This window comes from Paraburkholderia sp. MM5384-R2, from assembly GCF_014201025.1.
In the GTDB taxonomy this organism is placed as follows: Bacteria; Pseudomonadota; Gammaproteobacteria; order Burkholderiales; family Burkholderiaceae; genus Paraburkholderia; species Paraburkholderia tuberum.
The window spans coordinates 34,453-51,566 of sequence record NZ_JACHDI010000023.1 but is presented as its reverse complement, the minus strand read 5'-3'; the positions used below and the strand labels follow the sequence as shown (position 1 = coordinate 51,566).

General features: G+C 65.3%; 17 protein-coding genes. 3 read left to right on the top strand and 14 right to left on the bottom strand.

Annotated elements, in window-relative coordinates; translation table 11 throughout:
• Positions 1 to 35: 35 nt before the first annotated feature.
• The 10 genes from HDG37_RS29250 to hyfB all read right to left on the bottom strand — a co-directional run bounded on the left by HDG37_RS29250 (position 36) and on the right by hyfB (position 12,106).
• Positions 36 to 623 carry an NTP transferase domain-containing protein gene (locus HDG37_RS29250; RefSeq protein WP_184053686.1) on the bottom strand — a complete coding sequence of 196 codons (588 nt, stop codon included), beginning with the start codon at positions 621 to 623 and terminating at the stop codon, positions 36 to 38.
• 131 nt (positions 624 to 754) lie between these two features.
• Positions 755 to 2,968: a xanthine dehydrogenase family protein molybdopterin-binding subunit gene (locus tag HDG37_RS29245; RefSeq protein WP_184053684.1), complete on the bottom strand. Its 2,214-nt coding sequence runs from the start codon at positions 2,966 to 2,968 to the stop codon at positions 755 to 757.
• The gene (locus HDG37_RS29240) at positions 2,965 to 3,966 is read right to left on the bottom strand and encodes a xanthine dehydrogenase family protein subunit M (RefSeq protein WP_184053681.1); all 1,002 of its coding nucleotides are present in this window, start codon (positions 3,964 to 3,966) and stop codon (positions 2,965 to 2,967) included. The genes HDG37_RS29245 and HDG37_RS29240 overlap by 4 nt, the downstream gene beginning before the upstream one ends.
• A gap of 11 nt (positions 3,967 to 3,977) precedes the next feature.
• Positions 3,978 to 4,700, bottom strand: a complete 723-nt coding sequence (locus HDG37_RS29235) for a 2Fe-2S iron-sulfur cluster-binding protein (protein ID WP_184053678.1) — start codon at positions 4,698 to 4,700, stop codon at positions 3,978 to 3,980.
• A 267-nt stretch (positions 4,701 to 4,967) separates the two neighbouring features.
• Entirely contained in the window at positions 4,968 to 5,477 is a 510-nt protein-coding gene (locus HDG37_RS29230; RefSeq protein ID WP_184010575.1) for an NADH-quinone oxidoreductase subunit B family protein, read from the bottom strand.
• Entirely contained in the window at positions 5,477 to 7,036 is a 1,560-nt protein-coding gene (locus tag HDG37_RS29225; protein WP_184053674.1) for an NADH-quinone oxidoreductase subunit C, read from the bottom strand. The genes HDG37_RS29230 and HDG37_RS29225 overlap by 1 nt, the downstream gene beginning before the upstream one ends.
• A gap of 3 nt (positions 7,037 to 7,039) precedes the next feature.
• Positions 7,040 to 8,503 (bottom strand): hydrogenase 4 subunit F, encoded by a 1,464-nt coding sequence (locus tag HDG37_RS29220; RefSeq protein WP_184053671.1) that lies wholly within the window; start codon positions 8,501 to 8,503, stop codon positions 7,040 to 7,042.
• Positions 8,496 to 9,155 carry a formate hydrogenlyase gene (locus HDG37_RS29215; protein ID WP_184010569.1) on the bottom strand — a complete coding sequence of 220 codons (660 nt, stop codon included), beginning with the start codon at positions 9,153 to 9,155 and terminating at the stop codon, positions 8,496 to 8,498. Before HDG37_RS29215 ends, HDG37_RS29220 begins: the two co-directional genes overlap by 8 nt.
• Positions 9,156 to 10,106, bottom strand: coding sequence for a respiratory chain complex I subunit 1 family protein (locus HDG37_RS29210; protein ID WP_184010567.1), 951 nt, complete (start codon positions 10,104 to 10,106; stop codon positions 9,156 to 9,158).
• A complete protein-coding gene (gene hyfB / locus HDG37_RS29205) occupies positions 10,100 to 12,106 on the bottom strand; it encodes a hydrogenase 4 subunit B (RefSeq protein ID WP_184053668.1) in 2,007 nt (668 codons plus the stop codon). The genes HDG37_RS29210 and hyfB overlap by 7 nt, the downstream gene beginning before the upstream one ends.
• A gap of 194 nt (positions 12,107 to 12,300) precedes the next feature.
• Between hyfB and HDG37_RS29200 the strand changes: the two genes are divergently transcribed.
• A complete protein-coding gene (locus HDG37_RS29200) occupies positions 12,301 to 13,068 on the top strand; it encodes a YoaK family protein (protein ID WP_184053665.1) in 768 nt (255 codons plus the stop codon).
• A gap of 81 nt (positions 13,069 to 13,149) precedes the next feature.
• A complete protein-coding gene (locus tag HDG37_RS29195; protein ID WP_184010563.1) occupies positions 13,150 to 13,335 on the top strand; it encodes a CopG family transcriptional regulator in 186 nt (61 codons plus the stop codon).
• A gap of 25 nt (positions 13,336 to 13,360) precedes the next feature.
• Here HDG37_RS29195 and HDG37_RS29190 read toward each other — a convergent pair whose 3' ends face one another.
• Both HDG37_RS29190 and HDG37_RS29185 read right to left on the bottom strand, forming a co-directional pair.
• Complete coding sequence (locus tag HDG37_RS29190) at positions 13,361 to 14,197, bottom strand: spermidine synthase (protein WP_184053662.1); 837 nt, start codon at positions 14,195 to 14,197, stop codon at positions 13,361 to 13,363.
• An 89-nt stretch (positions 14,198 to 14,286) separates the two neighbouring features.
• Positions 14,287 to 14,631, bottom strand: coding sequence for a zinc ribbon domain-containing protein YjdM (locus tag HDG37_RS29185; RefSeq protein WP_184053658.1), 345 nt, complete (start codon positions 14,629 to 14,631; stop codon positions 14,287 to 14,289).
• Positions 14,632 to 15,014: 383 nt separating this feature from the next.
• Between HDG37_RS29185 and xth the strand changes: the two genes are divergently transcribed.
• On the top strand, positions 15,015 to 15,824 hold the full coding sequence (xth, locus tag HDG37_RS29180; RefSeq protein ID WP_184053655.1) for an exodeoxyribonuclease III: 810 nt from the start codon (positions 15,015 to 15,017) through the stop codon (positions 15,822 to 15,824).
• Between the two features lie 96 nt (positions 15,825 to 15,920).
• On the opposite strand, the gene HDG37_RS29175 is transcribed toward xth, so the two are convergent.
• Both HDG37_RS29175 and HDG37_RS29170 read right to left on the bottom strand, forming a co-directional pair.
• Positions 15,921 to 16,187: a CsbD family protein gene (locus HDG37_RS29175; protein WP_018424751.1), complete on the bottom strand. Its 267-nt coding sequence runs from the start codon at positions 16,185 to 16,187 to the stop codon at positions 15,921 to 15,923.
• Between the two features lie 181 nt (positions 16,188 to 16,368).
• Positions 16,369 to 17,052 (bottom strand): Pr6Pr family membrane protein, encoded by a 684-nt coding sequence (locus tag HDG37_RS29170; protein ID WP_184053652.1) that lies wholly within the window; start codon positions 17,050 to 17,052, stop codon positions 16,369 to 16,371.
• Positions 17,053 to 17,114 lie beyond the last annotated feature (62 nt).

Below are 17,114 nucleotides of genomic sequence, written 5' to 3'. Positions count from 1 at the left end.
CGGGCAGCCAGTCTCGGCGAGGCTGATGTTGGCGGCTAGAGCGTGCGCAAATCGTCCGGCGTGTCCACGTCGCGCAGAATGCCGGGATCGTCGACGTCGATGCGCGTCAGCGCGTGTGACCTGAGCAGTGCTTTCGCGCCGGTGTCGCCGTCCAGCGCGAGTAGCGCGTCGCGATGCTCGCTGCCGAAGCCGACCGGATGGCCGCGCTGGCCGTCGTAGAACGGCGCGACGAGCGGCGCGCCGTTGTCGAGCGCGCGGGCTACCGCTTCGATCGTCGGAACCGCAATGCGCGGCATATCGGCGAGCGCGACGATCCAGCCCTCGGCGTCATCGCTCGCTCCGATACCGGCGGCGAGGCTCGCGCCCATGCCGCGCTCGGCGCTCGCCGCAAACACGACATCACAGCCGGCATCGTTCAGCGCGCGAGCGAGCGCGTCGGAGCCCGGCCGCACGACAGCGAGCACCCGCGTCACGACCCGCAGCAGCCGATGCGCGGCTTCATGCGCAACCGGCGTGCCGTCGGGCATACGTGCGAGCAGTTTGTTGTGCAGCCCGTGCGGATCGAAGCGCGAGCCGAGACCGGCGGCGAGCAACACACCAGTGGCGAGCGAGGCGTAGGCCATCGGCGGATACCGGTAGACAGGAATGCCCCCGATTGTGCGATGCAACGGGGCGCGAAGCAAGCGGCAAGGCACGCCCGATGCAAGCCGCCCGCCGCTTTCGCTTTCACTCCAATTCCGGCACTGCCGCCGGTTCAGGTCCGCACCACCTTGTCCAGCGTGATCGGCAGATCGCGCACCCGCACGCCGGTCGCGTTGTACACCGCGTTCGCGATCGCGGCCACCACGGCCGTGATGCCGATCTCGCCGATACCGCGCACGCCGAGCGAGTTGATATAAGGATCGGGCCGGTCGATGAAGGTGATGTCGAGCGTGCCGATATCGGCATTCACCGGCACGTGATACTCGGCGAGGTTCGCGTTCGTGAAGCGTCCGAAGCGCGCATCGAGCGTGCTTTCCTCCTGCAGCGCCGCACCGATGCCCCATACGATGCCGCCCATCATCTGGCTGCGCGCGGTCTTCTGGTTCAGCACGCGGCCGACGTCGTACACCGCGACCACGCGCGGCACGCGGATCGTGCCGAGCTCGGCATCGACGCGGACCTCGACGAACACCGCGCCGAACGAGTGGAACGAGTACTTCTGCTTCTCGTCGCCGGGCTTCACGGTCGCGCTCGCCTCGATCGGCTTGCCGCCCGCGCGCGCGATGATCGCCGCGGCCGGATCGCGCTTGCCCGGTTGCGAGCGGCTCACGACCCAGCCGCTTGCGACGGTGACGTCATCGAGCGGCAGGCCATGCACGGGCGACGCCGCATCGGCAAGCGCCAGCGCGATCAGCCGGCTGCGCGCCTGGCTCGCCGCGTCGCGCACCGCGGGCGACACGCTGGCCGCCGACTGCGAGCCGCCCGAGACCGGCGCGCGCGGCAGCGACGAATCGCCGAGCGCGAAGCGGATCTGCTCGGGCGTGAAGCCGAGCGCATCGGCGGCGACCTGGGTCATCACCGTGTAGGTGCCGGTGCCGATGTCCTGCGTGCCCGATGCGACCACCGCGGTGCCGTCCGGCAGAATCTGCGCAAGCGCCGACGCCTCGCTGCGGTTGGCCGGATAGGTCGCGGTCGCCATGCCCATGCCGATCAGCGTGTTGCCGTCGCGCCTCGAACGCGGCGCGTGCGGGCGGCGCGACCAGCCGAACTTCTCGGCGCCGATCCGATAGCACTCGCGCAGCGACTTGCCCGACCACGGCTTGTGCTCCTGCGGATCGCTGTCCGCGTAGTTTTTCAGGCGCAGCGCGAGCGGGTCCATCTTCAGCGCGACGGCGAGTTCGTCCATCGCCGATTCGAGCGCGAACGAGCCGGTGGTTTCTCCGGGGGCGCGCATGAAGGTCGGCGTGCCGACATTGAGTTGCACGAGCCGGTGCGTCGTTATCTGGTTGGGCACCGCGTACAGCATGCGCGTGACCATGCAGCAGGTCTCGGTCCAGTCTTCGATCATCGACGTGTTCGAGATGCTGTCGTGACGCATCGCGCTCAGCGTGCCGTCATGCCGCGCGGCGATCACGAAGTGCTGCTCGGTGCGCGGCCGCGCGCCGACCGGGCCGAACATCTGCGGGCGTTCGAGCGCGAGCCGCACAGGCCGCCCGGTTTGCCGCGCGGCCATCGCGCACAGCGACACGTGCGACCACGACGAGCCCTTGCAGCCGAAGCCGCCGCCGATCAGCGGCGAGATCACGCGCACGTCGGACACAGGGATGGCGAACGTCTTCGCGAGCACCTGCGCGGCGCCGCTCACGCCCTGCGTCGAGTCGTAGACCGTCAACTGCGGGCCGTCCCATTGCGCCATCGTCGCGTGGGGCTCCATCGGGTTGTGGTGCTCGATCGGCGTCGTATAGGTCGCTTCGATATGCACGTCGCCGCTTTGCATGCCGTCCTCGAAGCTGCCGCGCTGCGTGTCGGTCTGGCGGCCCTGCGGCTTGTCCGGCGCATGCGCGTGCGCCTTCGCCTGCTCGAAGTCGAGCGCCGCGGCGCCCGGCTGATAGGCGATGCGCAGCTGGCGGGCGGCATCGGCCGCATGTTCAAGCGTATCGGCGACGACCACCGCGACCGGCTCGTTGCTGTAGTGCACTTCGTTATCCTGCAGAAGCGACAGATGCCGGCCGGCCGGCGGCGCGAGCGCGGGCCGCCCGCCATTCGGCAGGCGCGGCGCGTTCTGGTAGGTCATCACGAGCAGCACGCCGGGCACGGCCTCGGCGCGGCTCGCATCGATCGACGCGATCGTGCCGGCCGCGATCGTGCTCGTCACGAGCACCGCATGCGCGAGGCGCGCCCCGGGGAATTCGGCTGCATAACGCGCGTCGCCGGTCACCTTCAGCAGTCCGTCGACGCGATCGAGCGGTTGTCCGATCAGATTCATGCGACACCTCCCGCGTTGCCGGCTGCCTGATTGACCGCACGCACGATCGCGCGCTGCGCGAGCTGCACCTTGAAGGCGTTGTCGTGGCGCGGCTGCGCGCCGCTCAACGCGGCCGCGGCGGCGTTCTTCAGCGTGGCCTGGCTGAGCGGCTGGCCGCTCAGCATCTGCTCGGCCACGTTCGCGCGCCATGGTTTGTGCGCGACGCCGCCGAGCGCGATGCGCGCGCTCTGAACACGCTCGCCGTCCATCTGCAACGCGGCCGCGACCGATACGAGGGCGAACGCGTAGCTCGCGCGGTCACGCACCTTCAGATAGTGCGAATGCGCGCTGAAGAGCGGCGGCGGCAGATCGACCGCGGTGATCAGCTCGCCGGGCTGCAAGGTGGTATCGACATCGGGCCGGTCGCCCGGCAGCCGATGGAAATCGGCGAACGCGATCGTGCGCTCGCCGCTGGGGCCGCTCACGCGCACCAGCGCATCGAGCGCGGCCAGCGCGACGCTCATATCCGACGGGTTGACCGCAATGCATTGCGGGCTCGCGCCGAGGATCGCATGCGCGCGGTTATGGCCGTCGAGCGCCGCGCAGCCGCTGCCGGGCAGGCGCTTGTTGCACTGCGTGAACGCGGTGTCGTAGAAGTAGCCGCAGCGGGTGCGTTGCAGCAGATTGCCGCCGACCGTCGCCATGTTGCGCAACTGCGCCGAGGCGCCCGCGAGCAGCGCTTGCGACAGCAGCGGGTACTGCTCGCGCACCAGCGCGTGATTGGCCGCGTCGCTGTTGCGCACCAGCGCGCCGATGCGGATGCCGCCGCCGGGCAGCGTCGTCACCGAGTCGAGGCCGCCGATGTGCGTGATATCGATCAGCCGCACCGGCCGCGCGACGCCGCCCTTCATCAGATCGAGCAGATTCGTGCCGCCGCCGATGAATACCGCGCCCGGCTGTTGCGCGGCGCGCACCGCGCTGGCGACGTCGCCGGCGCGTTCGTAGGAGATCGCATCCATGTCGGTCTCCGTCAGGCGTTGTCGTGCGCGGCGCGGACCGCGGCGACGATGTTCGCGTACGCGCCGCAGCGGCAGATGTTGCCGCTCATGCGTTCGCGGATTTCGTCGTCGGTGAGCGCGGCGGGACGCGCGCGCACGTCGGCGGTCACGGTGCTCGCCGTGCCGTTGCGGAATTCGCCGAGCAGGGCGGTCGCCGAGCACAACTGGCCGGGCGTACAGTAGCCGCACTGGAACGCATCGTGTTCGATGAACGCGGCCTGCACCGGACTCAACGCGCCGTTGCTCGCGAGTCCTTCGACGGTCGTGATGTTCTCGCCTTCGTGCATGACCGCGAGCGTCAGACACGAGTTCATGCGCCGGCCGTCGACGAGCACCGTGCAGGCGCCGCATTGACCGCGGTCGCAGCCTTTCTTCGTGCCCATCAGACCCGCGTATTCGCGCAACGCGTCGAGCAGCGTCACGCGCGGTTCGAGCTGCAGCGTGTACGCGCGGCCGTTGACGGTCAACGTGACGGGGCGCGGCGGCACCACGGGGTTGCCTGGCGGCGCGGGTGAGGCGGGCGCCGGCGCTTGCGTTTGCGCGCGCAGATGCGGCGCCGCACCGATCGTCGCGGCGGCCGCCGCCGATTGCAGGAAGCGGCGTCGTGACAGTTGGGAAGGCGTGGTGGCGGGCTCGGCGGTGGACTCTGATGCGGGGGTGTCCCCGCAATGCTGACATTCTGTAGGCGTAGTCATGACGACTGTTGACTCCACTGAAAGGTCAATGCAGGCTGACGACGCGTCGATGTCCAACGCATCGCGTTGAAACAAAACCATTGCGCAGCAATTTGAATGTCGTTGCAGTTACCACGGTATTAAAAACTCGCTGCAAGCGCAAAGCCGATCTGCGCAATAAAGGCAGGCCAATATGCGCAATGACCGCGATGGAGCCCGGCTGGAGCCGCGCAAACACGGGCAAAGCTGCACGTCGCAACGGGGAAAATGCGAAATCGACCTCCGGGCTCAGCGCGCCCGGCAGGCTGCCAGGATGCCTCGCAGCAAATCGATCGGCGGCGGCGGACATCCGGGGATCGTCACGTCGACCGGCAAGATCGACGAAACAGGGCCGCACACCGCGTAACTGTCGGCAAAAATGCCGCCCGTGCACGCGCATTCGCCTGCGGCAACGACGAGTTTCGGGGCGGGTGTCGCGTCGTACGCGGCGAGCATGGCCGCTCGCATATTCAGCGTCACCGGCCCGGTCACGAGCAGGAGGTCGGCATGCCGCGGACTCGCGACGAATTTGATTCCAAGTCCTTCGATGTTGTAGTACGGGTTGTTCAGCGCGTGGATCTCCAGTTCGCAACCGTTGCATGAACCCGCGTCGATCTGCCGGATGCACAGCGCCCGCCCGAGCAGATCGAGAATATCCTCGCGAATGCGTCGCTCCTCGTGATGCCACGCGTGTTCCGCCGCCGGTGCGGGTTCGCCGGGAAAATCGGTGCGCGCGAATTGCCGGATCAGTTGCCACATCAGAGATCGTGCCCCGCGTAGTTCAGGTTGAACGACTTGTTGATCAGCGGGAAATCGGGAACGATGTTGCCGATGATCGCGTGCTCGAGCGCCGGCCAGTTCTGCCACGACGGATCGTGGCAATGGCATCGGGTGATGACGTCGCCGGGGGCGAGATCGAGGGCGACGAATACGTCCCCCCGCCAACCTTCCACCCAGCCTATGCCTTGCGCGGGCGCCGTTGCAGGCGTCGTGGCGACGACCACCGGACCATCCGGAAGATTGGACAGCAGCGTGCGGATCAGGCGCAGGGATTCATCGATTTCGGCGAAGCGCACCGCGACGCGCGCGGCAACGTCGCCGCGCGCGTCACTGACCGCTTTGACGGCGATATCGTCATATGGAGCGGGCCGCAAGTTGGCGCGAACGTCGAAGGTTCGACCGCTGGCGCGGGCGGCCATGCCACGCACGCCAAAATGCTCGACGACAGCGGGGGTCAATCGGCCTGTGCCGAGGAATCGATCCTGCAGCCCGGACTGGTCATCGTAGACCTTGCGCATGACGTGGACCTCGCGTTCGATGCGTTCGCATTGCTCCGCCAGCACCGCCGCGTCGTCGGGGCGAACGTCGATCGATACGCCACCCGGCACGATGCGATCCATCAGGTACCGATGTCCGAATGTACGGGCGTTCATCCGTATCCAGTCCTCCTTGAGCCGCGAGAACTGCGCGAGTCCGAAGCCGAACCCGGCGTCGTTGCCCAGCGCGCCGAGGTCGCCGAGGTGGTTGGCCACGCGCTCGCGTTCCAGCAGAAGCGCACGCAGATATAGTGCGCGCTTCGACAGTATCGTGCCGCTGGCTTGCTCGAGCGCCATGCAAAAGGCCCATGAGAACGCGACGGTCGAGTCGCCCGCAATCCTGGCGGCCACCCGATGACCGCGCGATGCAGGAGTACGCTCGAACAGACGCTCGACGCCGCGGTGGGCATAGCCGAGACGTTCTTCAAGGCGCAACACCTTCTCGCCGACGACCGAGAACCGGAAATGCCCCGGTTCGATGATGCCGGCATGAATCGGCCCGACCGCGATCTCGTGTACGCCATCGCCCGCAACCTGCACGAATGGGTAGTCCGCCTCGCTCGAATCAAAGTCTTCGACACCCGTCGCCTGCCGTTGCAGCGGGAAATAATCTTCGGGCCAGTTGCCGTGATTGAGCCACGGCCGCGTGTCCTCGGCGCCACGCGCCCGCAGGCCGAGCAGATCGAAGATCGCCCGTTGCATGCGAGTCGCGCACGGGAAAACGGTGGCGAGATCGGGATAGTCTCCACCGGCATCCTGCTTACGCCCGATCGCGAGGCGTACCCACAATATGCCGTCATCGCATTCGTACGCGGCATTCACCGAGAAACCGTCTTCGACTGCTTCGCTGCCCCACATTGCAACGAGGCGCCGCTGCTCGGATCTCGCGGTTCGCGCCAACTCGAGCCACCCTGATTCATCGGCGCTCACCACATGCGCTGGAATCTGGCCCGCACGGTGCGTGAGGCGGGTGGCGGCAATTTGCGTCGATTCGAGTCGCATCCGTCACCCCGCCAACATCGTTGCGGCCTGGCGATACCACGTCGCCAGGTAGGGTGGCACATAAAGCCCAAGCATCAGCCCCAAACCCAGATGCACGAATACCGGCAGCGGCGCGGGGCGATGCTCGAGCGGTCTGGCCGTCGTCGTTTCACCGAACACCATTTGCTGCACGCGCGCGAAGATCGCCGCGAATGCGACGGCGAGGCCGAGCAGCAACAACGGCGCCGTCCACGGTATCGTGTTCATCGCGGTGGTCAGGATCAGGAATTCGCTTGCAAACACACCGAACGGCGGCAGGCCGAGAATCGCGAGCGCGCCGAGCAACATGCCCCAGCCGACCGTCGGGCTGACCTGAAGCAGCCCGCGAATGCCTTCGATCGCCTGGGTACCGGCCTTCTGCGTCGCGTGGCCAACCGCAAAGAAGATTGCCGACTTGACGAGGGAATGGACGGTCATGTGCAGCAGACCGGCGAACGTCGCGACCGGGCCGCCGAGGCCGAACGCGAACGTCATCAATCCCATATGCTCGATCGACGAATACGAGAACAGCCGCTTGACGTCCTTCTGCCGAAACAGCGAGAACGAGGCGATCAGCACCGACACGAGCCCGAACCCGACCAGCAATCGCCCCGGCAGGCCGTTGCCAAGCGCACCGTCCGCCAGCACCTTGCAGCGCAGCACCGCGTACAGGGCGACGTTCAGCAGCAGCCCGGACAGCACCGCTGAAATCGGTGTCGGGCCTTCGGCGTGCGCGTCCGGCAGCCAGTTGTGCATTGGCACGAGTCCGACTTTCGTGCCGTAGCCGACCAGCAGGAACACGAAGGCGATCGACACGATGGACGGGTCGAGGTGCGTCTTGACGGCGGCAAGGCTCGTCCACAGCAGCGCATCGCCGTCGGTCAGTTGCCGGCTCGCGGCGAGGTACAGCAGGATCGTGCCGAACAATGCCTGCGCGATGCCGACACCGCACAGGATGAAGTACTTCCAGGCGGCTTCGAGGCTCGCGGCGGTCCGATAGACGCTGACGAGCAGCACGGTCGCGAGCGTGGCGCCTTCCATCGCGACCCACAGCACGCCAAGGTTATTGGTCAGCAGCGCGAGCAGCATCGCGAACATGAACAACTGGTACATGCTGTGATAGAGGCGCATGCGCGTCGCCGTCATCCGGCCGCGCGCCTCTTCGACCTGCATGTACGGCCGCGAGAACAGCGACGTCGTCCAGCCGACGAACGCAGTCAGCGCGACGAGGTACACGTTGAAGGGATCGACGAAGAATGCGCGTTCGAACGCGAATGACGGTCCATGTTCGACGGTACGCGCGGCGAGCACGAGCGTCGCCGCGAACGTCACGGCGCTGAAGCCGGCGTTCAGGTTGCGCGCGACATGAGCGGGTCGCACGGCCGCAAGAGAGGCGGCCGCGACGAGCGGAATGCCGAGCACGGCGAGCACGACGTGGGCGTCATTCATCTTTGAGTGTCTCGAGGTGACGGATGTCCAGGCTGTCGAACTGCTCGCGAATCTGGAACATGAACACGCCCAGAATCAGAATCCCGACCAGCACGTCGAGTCCGATACCGAGTTCCACGATCATCGGCATGCCATTGGTGGCGGCCGTCGCGGCGAAGAACAGCCCGTTCTCCATCGACAGGAAGCCGATCACCTGGGGAATCGCCTTCGCGCGCGTGATCATCGCCATGAACGACAGCAGCACGCACGCAAGCGCGATCCCCAGCGTGCCGCGCGCCGCCGACGTCGCGAGCTGGCTGATCGGCGACGCGACGTTGAACGCGACGATCACGAGCACGATGCCGATCAGCAGCGTCGTCGGAATGTTGATGAGCGGCTCGACGTCGGCCTGAATGTCGAGCTTGCGCACGAGGCGATACAGGAGCCACGGAATCACGCCGACCTTCAGCACGAGCGTCAGTCCGGCCGACACGTACAGATGCGCATCACCGGTCACGAAACCGAGGATCAGGTTGGCCAGAACGAGCGCGACACCCTGTAGCGTATAGAGGTGGATCAGCGACAGGATCCGACGCTGACTCAGCATCGCGAACGACAGCATCAGCAGCACCGCCGCGAGAAAATTGATCAGTTGCGTCGCGTAGGTGTGCATTCATGCTCCCAGTAGCAGGTGAACGAGCATGCCGATCACCGCGAGCAGGAAGGCGGTCGCGAGGAACTCCGGGACCCGGAAAATCCGCATCTTCGCGTTGGCGGTCTCGACCACGGCCAGCGCGGCGCCGCCCGCCATCAGCTTGACGAAGAGTGCCGGCACCGCGAGCAGCAGCGCGAGCGGATTACCCGCCGCGGCGATCCCCCACGGCATGAACAGCGCAATGCCGATGCACGAGTAGGCGAACAGTTTGAGGCTGGCCGCCCATTCCATCAGCGCGAGGTGCCGCCCCGAATATTCGAGGATCAGCGCCTCGTGGATCATCGTCAGCTCGAGGTGGGTGGTCGGGTTGTCGACGGGCAGCCGCGCATTCTCGGCGAGCGACACCAGCGTGAACGCTATGCCGGCGAACGCCAGGCTCGGATAGATCGTCAGCTCGCTGTGTCCGAGCGTCGCGACGATGCTCGTGAGCAGGGTCGACTGCGTGATCAGCGAGGCCGACAGCAGCACCATCAGCAAGGCCGGTTCTGCCAAGAAACCGACCAGCATCTCGCGGCGCGCGCCGAGCGTGCCGAACGCCGTGCCGATATCCATCGCCGCGAGCGACAGCGCGACGCGCGCGAACGCAAACAGGCCGACGAGCGCGATCGCATCCGCGGCGGGAGACAGCGGCAATTCGGTCGACAGCGTCGGCACGATTGCACAGGCGAGCGTCATCGCCGCCCACACGACATACGGCGCGCCACGGAACACCGGACTCGCGCCATAAGCGACGACGGATTCCTTGTTGAACAGCTTGTGGAGCATCCGGTACGGCTGCCAGATGCTGGGCGCGCGCCGGTTCTGCAGCCACGCGCGGCACTGGTTGACCCAACCCGTGAGCAGTGGCGCCGCGGCAAGCGCCAGGACGATCTCGAGGGTTTGCGATAGCACGCCGGATACGGTCACCATCGTCTCACCAGCAGCAGGAACACGATCAGCACGGCGAAGCTGTAGGTCAGGTACACGGCAATCTTGCCCGTCTGCAGCCGCCCCGCCCATTCCGCCGCGCGTTGCGTGAGTGCCGCGATACGGTCGTAGAGAATCGACCACGTGCGGTCAGCGACCGAGACCCGGTAAGCCGGCTGTGCGTCGAACGGCGTCGGCAGTTGCCGCTCGATGCGCAGCAGCGGCGCGAAGATCTCCCGGATCGGTTGCCCGAAGCCTTCCGCCGTATCCTGCATCCGCGCGGTCGTAAACGGGAAGCCGCAACTCCACGGCGCGGCCCGTCGCAGCCGACCGTGGTAGAAGCGCCGTACCAGCACCCACGCAAGGCCGCAGCAGGCGACGAAAAACAGCATGAACACGACGGGCATGTAACTCGCCCGTGCGGTCGACACCGGCACGAAGATCAGCCAGCCATGATTTTCCGCGCCGATCCCCGCACCGACGAGCACGCGCGTGACCCGGTCCAGCACCTTGACGAACTGCGTAGGCATCAGTCCGAGCAGTACACCGGCCACCGCGAACCAGCAGAACGCGAGCCGTTCCCAGGTATTCGCGTCATGTGCGCGACTCAGTTTCGCTTCTCTCGGCTGCCCGAGGAAGACGATGCCGTAGAACTTGACCATCGTGTAACCGGCGAGAGCTGCCGTCATCGCGACGAGCGCGGCCGCAATCGGCACCGTCATCGCCAGCACGGAATTCTGCAGACCCGGCGTGAACAGGAAGCTTTGCAGCAGGAGCCACTCCGCGACGAAACCACTCATGGGAGGCAAGCCGGCGCTGGCTGCGACGCCAGTGAGCACGGCCCAGGCGGTCCACGGCATGACACGGATCAGGCCGCCAAGCTTGCCGAGATTGCGCTCCCCGGTGGCGTGCAGCACGGCCCCGGTGCCGAGGAACAGCAGGCTCTTGAAGGCCGCATGCGCGACGATCTGGTAGAGCATCGCGCTCAGCGCAAGCGCGGACAGGGCCGTCATCCCGTACGCGCGAAACAGCACCGCGAGCCCGAGCGAGACGATCATCAGGCCGACGTTGTCGATCGACGAATACGCGAGCAGGCGCTTCATATCGACCTGGATCGTACTGAACACCACGCCGAGCAGCGCGGTGCCGATACCCAGCACGAGCAGCAGCACGCCCCACCAGGCGAGCTGCACGTGCAGCAGGTCGAACACGGTCCGGATCAGGCCATACAGGCCGACCTTCAGCACGAATCCACTGAGCAGCGCCGATACGGGGGACGGCGCCGCGGGATGGGCGTCCGGCAGCCACACGTGCAACGGGAACACGCCCGCCTTGGCACCGAATCCAACCAGCGCGAACAGGAACGCGAGCGATGCCCACAACGCGTCGGGCGACTGCGCGCGCAGATTGGCAAACGTGTAGTCACCGGTGCGAGCCTGCAGGATGCCGAAGCAAAGCAGCAGCGCGAGCGCGCCGACGTGGGAGATCAGGAAATACAGGTAACCTGCGCGGCGGATCTCGGCGATCCGATGGTTGGTCATCACGAGGAAGGTCGCGGACAGCGTCAGCGTTTCCCAGGCGACCATGAACACATACGCATCGTCGGCGATGAGCACGAGCGCGATGCTCGCGATGCAAACATGGTATTCGAAGCAGATGAGTCCCGGCGCGGACCCTTCGCCCTTACGGAAATAACCGGCGGAGAAGGCGCCGATTCCCGCGCTGACGACACCAAGCACGAACAGGAAATAGCCGGATAGCCCATCGACGCGCAGATGGAACGGCAACCCGGGCAGTCCGATCGGCAGCACCGCGGTGGTCGGTTCGGAGAAGATGCCGGCGAGTCCCGCCGCGCCCAGCAGCAGCCCTCCCAGCGCGCCGAGCGGAAACAACCCGTGTGCAACGAATCGCGTGCGATGCAGAACTCCGAGACCCAGCGTGCCGGTCGCAAGCCAGGCGGCCGCGACCAGCAGGACGAAATGGACGACCGTGAAGGGTGCCATCCGGAATGTCTCCAGTACGCTCGGATTGGGACGAGGAGCATGGAATGAGCTCCGGCTTGCCGGGCTCACTCAAACCGCATTATGACATCAGAAAACCAATCTGGATAACAGGATATGATAATGGCGTTATCATGTGAAACACATGTTCGAGCGAATCGGGCGCCTCTGTGCGCAACTCATTGAGTGAAGATCCTATGCCTGCGCAGTACTTTCGAAGCCTGACGGGGAAACACCGCAGCACGACCGCGAACCGTCAGCTCGGGTTTTCTCTTGCCTTCGTGGCCGGCGCCACCAATGCCGGCGGCTTCCTCGCGGTCAAGCAATACACGTCCCATATGAGCGGCATCGTGTCGGCGATCGCGGACCAGACGGCGCTCGGGGACATCCGGCTCGTGTTGGCCGGCATCGGTTCGCTGGCATCGTTTGTCCTCGGAGCGGGGTGCTCGGCCGTGCTCGTCAACTGGGGGCGCCGCCGCGGCCTGCAAAGCCAGTACGTGCTGCCACTGGCGGTCGAGGCCGCGCTGCTGCTCCTGTTCGGTCTGCTCGGCAGCCACCTCGCGCTACGCGAAGCGTTCTTCGTCCCCGTGACCGTGATCCTGCTGTGCTTCATCATGGGGCTGCAGAATGCGATGATCACCAAGCTGTCCGGCGCGGAGATCCGTACCACACACATGACCGGCATCGTCACGGACCTCGGAATTGAGTTGGGTAAGCTTTTTTACTGGAATCGATCGGCGCTCATTGACGACGCGCACGCGGTCATCGCAAACCGCGCGAAGCTGAAGATCCACGGCACGATGCTCACGTCGTTTTTCGTGGGTGGCCTGATCGGCGCAATCGGTTTCAAGCATGTGGGCTACGTGTCGACCGTGCCGCTCGCCGGCGTGCTCGTCACACTCGCGATCGTGCCCGTCGCCGACGATGTGCTGGCCTATCTCTATCGGTTCGAGCGCAGGCACTGACCTCATAGGAGGCGGGGTGAATCCTCGTCGAAAGCAAATGCATTATAATTTGGTTAGCATATTCGCCGACCCGTCCTCGTAATGGAAACGAAAACCGCACGCCTGACCGTCCTGATCGACCCCGCCAAGAAAGAAGCATTTGAAATGCTCTGCTCGGCGCAAGATCTGACGCCGTCACAAGTCGTCCGCCAACTGATCCGCGAGTATCTCGAGAGTCACGGCGTGACCTACAAGACCAAGAGTCCACTCGCCAAGCGGGGAAAGTGACGCCCAGGTCGAGGCGCGGTGCCGGTCAACCGCCGATTTCCCAGTGCCCTTGCCCTTGCGCATGCCAGATCAGCCGCTTCGGATCGAGGCGCTCTCCCGCTTTCAGGTGGCGAGCAGTGACGGACAGCTTGAGTTCGCCTGCAAAGTCAAACGAGAGGGCGCGCTCGAACAGGACCTGTCTGGGCGGCAAACGACGCCCGCTTTTCCAGGCAAACGCGACTAAGTTGCTGTCGTCGCCGCACCGAACGATCGCATAGGAAACGCCAAATACCGATTTCAGCCGCTCGAGGTGCCGCGGTATGGCCGGATCATCGTCCGTAAAGTTGATGACGAGGACGCCCGTCTCGGTTAAACGCTCGCGACAGGCGGCGAAGAACGCGATGTCCGCACACCGGCTCGCCATCCCTTCCGCACCAAACGCATCAAGCAGGATCACGTCCGTGCGGACGTGATCCTTCGTCAAGTAGTCCGCGCCATCGGCGCAAACCACCTTGAACCGCGCGTCGTCCGCCGGAATCCTGAACACGTCACGCAGCGCGATCACCTCGGGGCTGATCTCGACTGCGTCGATCGCGACCTCGGGCAGATGCCGATAGCAATACTTCGCCAGCGATCCCCCGCCTAGTCCGATCATGCAGATGTGCGTGGGAGCTGGCTGCAGCACCAGAAATCCCATCATCGCGCGTGTATAGCCGAGGGTGAGCTTCTCCGGATTCCTGAGCGACATGAAGCTCTGAGTGGCGAAGTGATCGAAGTGTAGCGACACCGCGTGCTGCGTCTCCAGCACAAACGGTTGCTCATTACTGATCGGCGTGGACATGAATTTGACGAACGCGTCGTACGAGGTTCGATCCTCAGCCATTCTCGGTATGCTCGGGTAGCCAGACAGTCGAGTGAATCATGCACTGCGGACCGCGCTTCCGGGCGGGGCCGCCAACGGGGAACGGCCCGTCAGACCTTCTTCAGAAAGCAGGCCTTGAGCATGAAGCTGCCGGCGTCCGTCTTGCAGTCGATTTCGTGATCGCCACCGACGATCCGGATGCTTTTCACCTTGGTGCCCATCTTCAGCGTGATCGACGAGCCCTTGACGCGCAAATCCTTGATCAGCACGACCGAATCACCGTCCGACAGCGCGTTGCCGTTCGCATCCTTGACGACGCTGCCCGCAGGTTCATCGCTCGCGTCGGCGCCAGCGTTCGCCGACCATTCGTGACCGCAGTCCGCGCACACGTACAGCGTGCCGTCAGGGTAAGTGTTTTCCATTGCGCATTGCGGGCATGAAGGGGCAGCGTTCATTGCAGCTTCCATTGAAACGATTTTGAGTCAGTCAGTAAAAAAACAGGCGAGCAACCCGCCAGGCCTGAGCCGGTCGTCGTGCCGGCGGCTCGTGGGTGCACAAAATTATAATGCAATACACATGCTCTTACCGTCCAATTATCATCGAACTTTCAGTCCCATTCATCAGACTTACGGGCAGCTTCGCCGCGGATGTCGACAGGTTTGAACTGGATGGAAAATGTCCGCTTTGCGGGTGATAAATTTGGAACTGGCCAACCGGGCCAAAATGGAGTCGGTGCTATGAGCAAAACCGATCGGGGATAACACCCTGATTGCCGCACGCGTTCGCGGGCGACCGAGTATCGCGACGTCGCGGCGCAATAGGCGAGGGAGGGATGATCATGGCGAAGCTGCGCATTGCGACGTTCAACATCAACGGTATCCGCTCGCGGCAGGCGGCGCTATTGCAATGGCTCGAGCGCGAGGCGCCGGACGTCGTCTGCCTGCAGGAACTGAAGGCGGTGGATAGCGCATTTCCAGTCGACGCATTGCGCGACGCCGGTTATGGCGCCGTGTGGCAAGGCCAGAGCGCATGGAACGGTGTGGCGATTCTGGCCAAAGGCGACGCACCGCTCGAACGTCGTCGCGGTCTGCCCGGTTTCGAAGACGACACGCATAGCCGTTACATCGAGGCCGCGGTCGGCGGCGTGCTGATCGTGTGTCTGTACCTGCCGAACGGCAATCCGCAGCCCGGCCCCAAGTTCGACTACAAGCTCGCGTGGTTCGATCATCTGATCGCGCATGCGGCGCAGCTCTACCAGAGCGGCCACCCGGTCGTGATCGCTGGGGACTTCAACGTCGTGCCGACCGACGAAGACATCTACAACCCGCGCTCGTGGCTAAAGGACGCGCTGCTGCAGCCGCAGAGCCGCGAGCGTTATCGCAGGTTGCTCGCGCAAGGCTGGACCGATGCGCTGCGCACGCATTTCGGCGACGAACGCGTGTACACGTTCTGGGATTATTTCCGCCGTCATTGGGATACGAATTCGGGGCTGCGCATCGATCATCTGCTGCTGAGCGCCGAGCTCGCGCCGCGCCTGCGCGATGCGGGCGTCGACCGTTGGGTGCGCGGCGAACCGCATGCCAGCGACCACGCGCCGACGTGGATCGAACTGGAAATGGGCGCCGGCCGCAAGAAGAAAAGCGGCTAGTGAAGCGGCGGGCGATCCGCTTGCGGCGGATCGCCCGCTTTGGCGCGACTGCTGCGCCCTGTTGTTCGGCGCCGATGATCCGGCGCCGTGCCTGCTTCAGTCGTAGTCGCGACCGCCGCGCGACCACAGCGCGCCCATCACGAACCCGGCGAGAGCAACCACGGCCAGCGTCGTGAACGGGTTTTCGGCCGTCGCATCGCGCACGAGGCTCGTCGTATTCGCGCATAACTGCTGCGCCTTGCCGCTCAATTCGCGCGCCTTGCCCGCCACCTGCGCGCTGGTGTCGCCGACGGCATCGCCGACCGCGCTTTGCACCTTGCCCGCGACTTCCTTTACCGCGCCTGCCGCTGAATTCGTATCCATATGCATCGCTCCTGTTGTCATATTTACGTGCGGGCCCGCTGCAATTGCAACGCGCTCGCACAAGGGTGCCGCGCAAGCCGTGCCAGTGCGGCGTGAGCCTGCGTCAGTGACGAAAGGGGTGCAAGAAGTGCGCCCGGCGACGGGACGCCATGCATCCGGCCAAACGGGACGTGCTGGAACATCATCGTCGGCGCCCGAAATTGATGCCGACGAACACGGCCAGCAGCATCAGAAATCCGCCGAACAGCAGCGCGGCATTGACGAGCACCTGGCGCAGCCCGAGCGTTTCGACGTCGATGAACGGATACGGATAAAAATCCGACAGGCTGCCGCGCCAGAACGTGATGCCGAGATAGGCGAGCGGATAGACGAGCCACAGCGGAGCGTGGCGCAACCGCAGATGAAAACGCGGCACGAATAGGACCCAGTAGAGCGCGGCGAGCATCGGCAGCACGCTGTGCAGCGACTCGTTGAGCAGGCGCCGGTAGGGCGACAGCGGCCACAGTCCGCGCAACAGCAGGTTGTACGCGAGGCCGACGAACACGATGTACGCGACCACCGCGGTCACGACCGTGGGCTGGCGGAAAAAGCGCACGAGCGGCGAGCGGTGCTTCCGCAGCACGATGCAGGTGAAGCAGAGCGCACTGGCGAGCACCGTCAGATTGGTCAGGTAGCTGCTCATGCGCGCGAGCGCGTCGAACACGGTGAGCCCGCGCGCGAGCGAGCGATCGATCGACAGGTCGGCTTGCGCGAGGATCGCCATCCACGCGATCAGCGCAATGACCGCCGCCAACGTCAGCGACGACACACTGGGCGTATGCAGCGGCAGCTCGGGCTCGCGCTGCGGAGCGAGGGTAGGGCGCATGCGCTCGATTCTACGCGCGGTGCGCGCGCGGCTGCATGTGCTTTCGCGCCCACGCGCGCCGG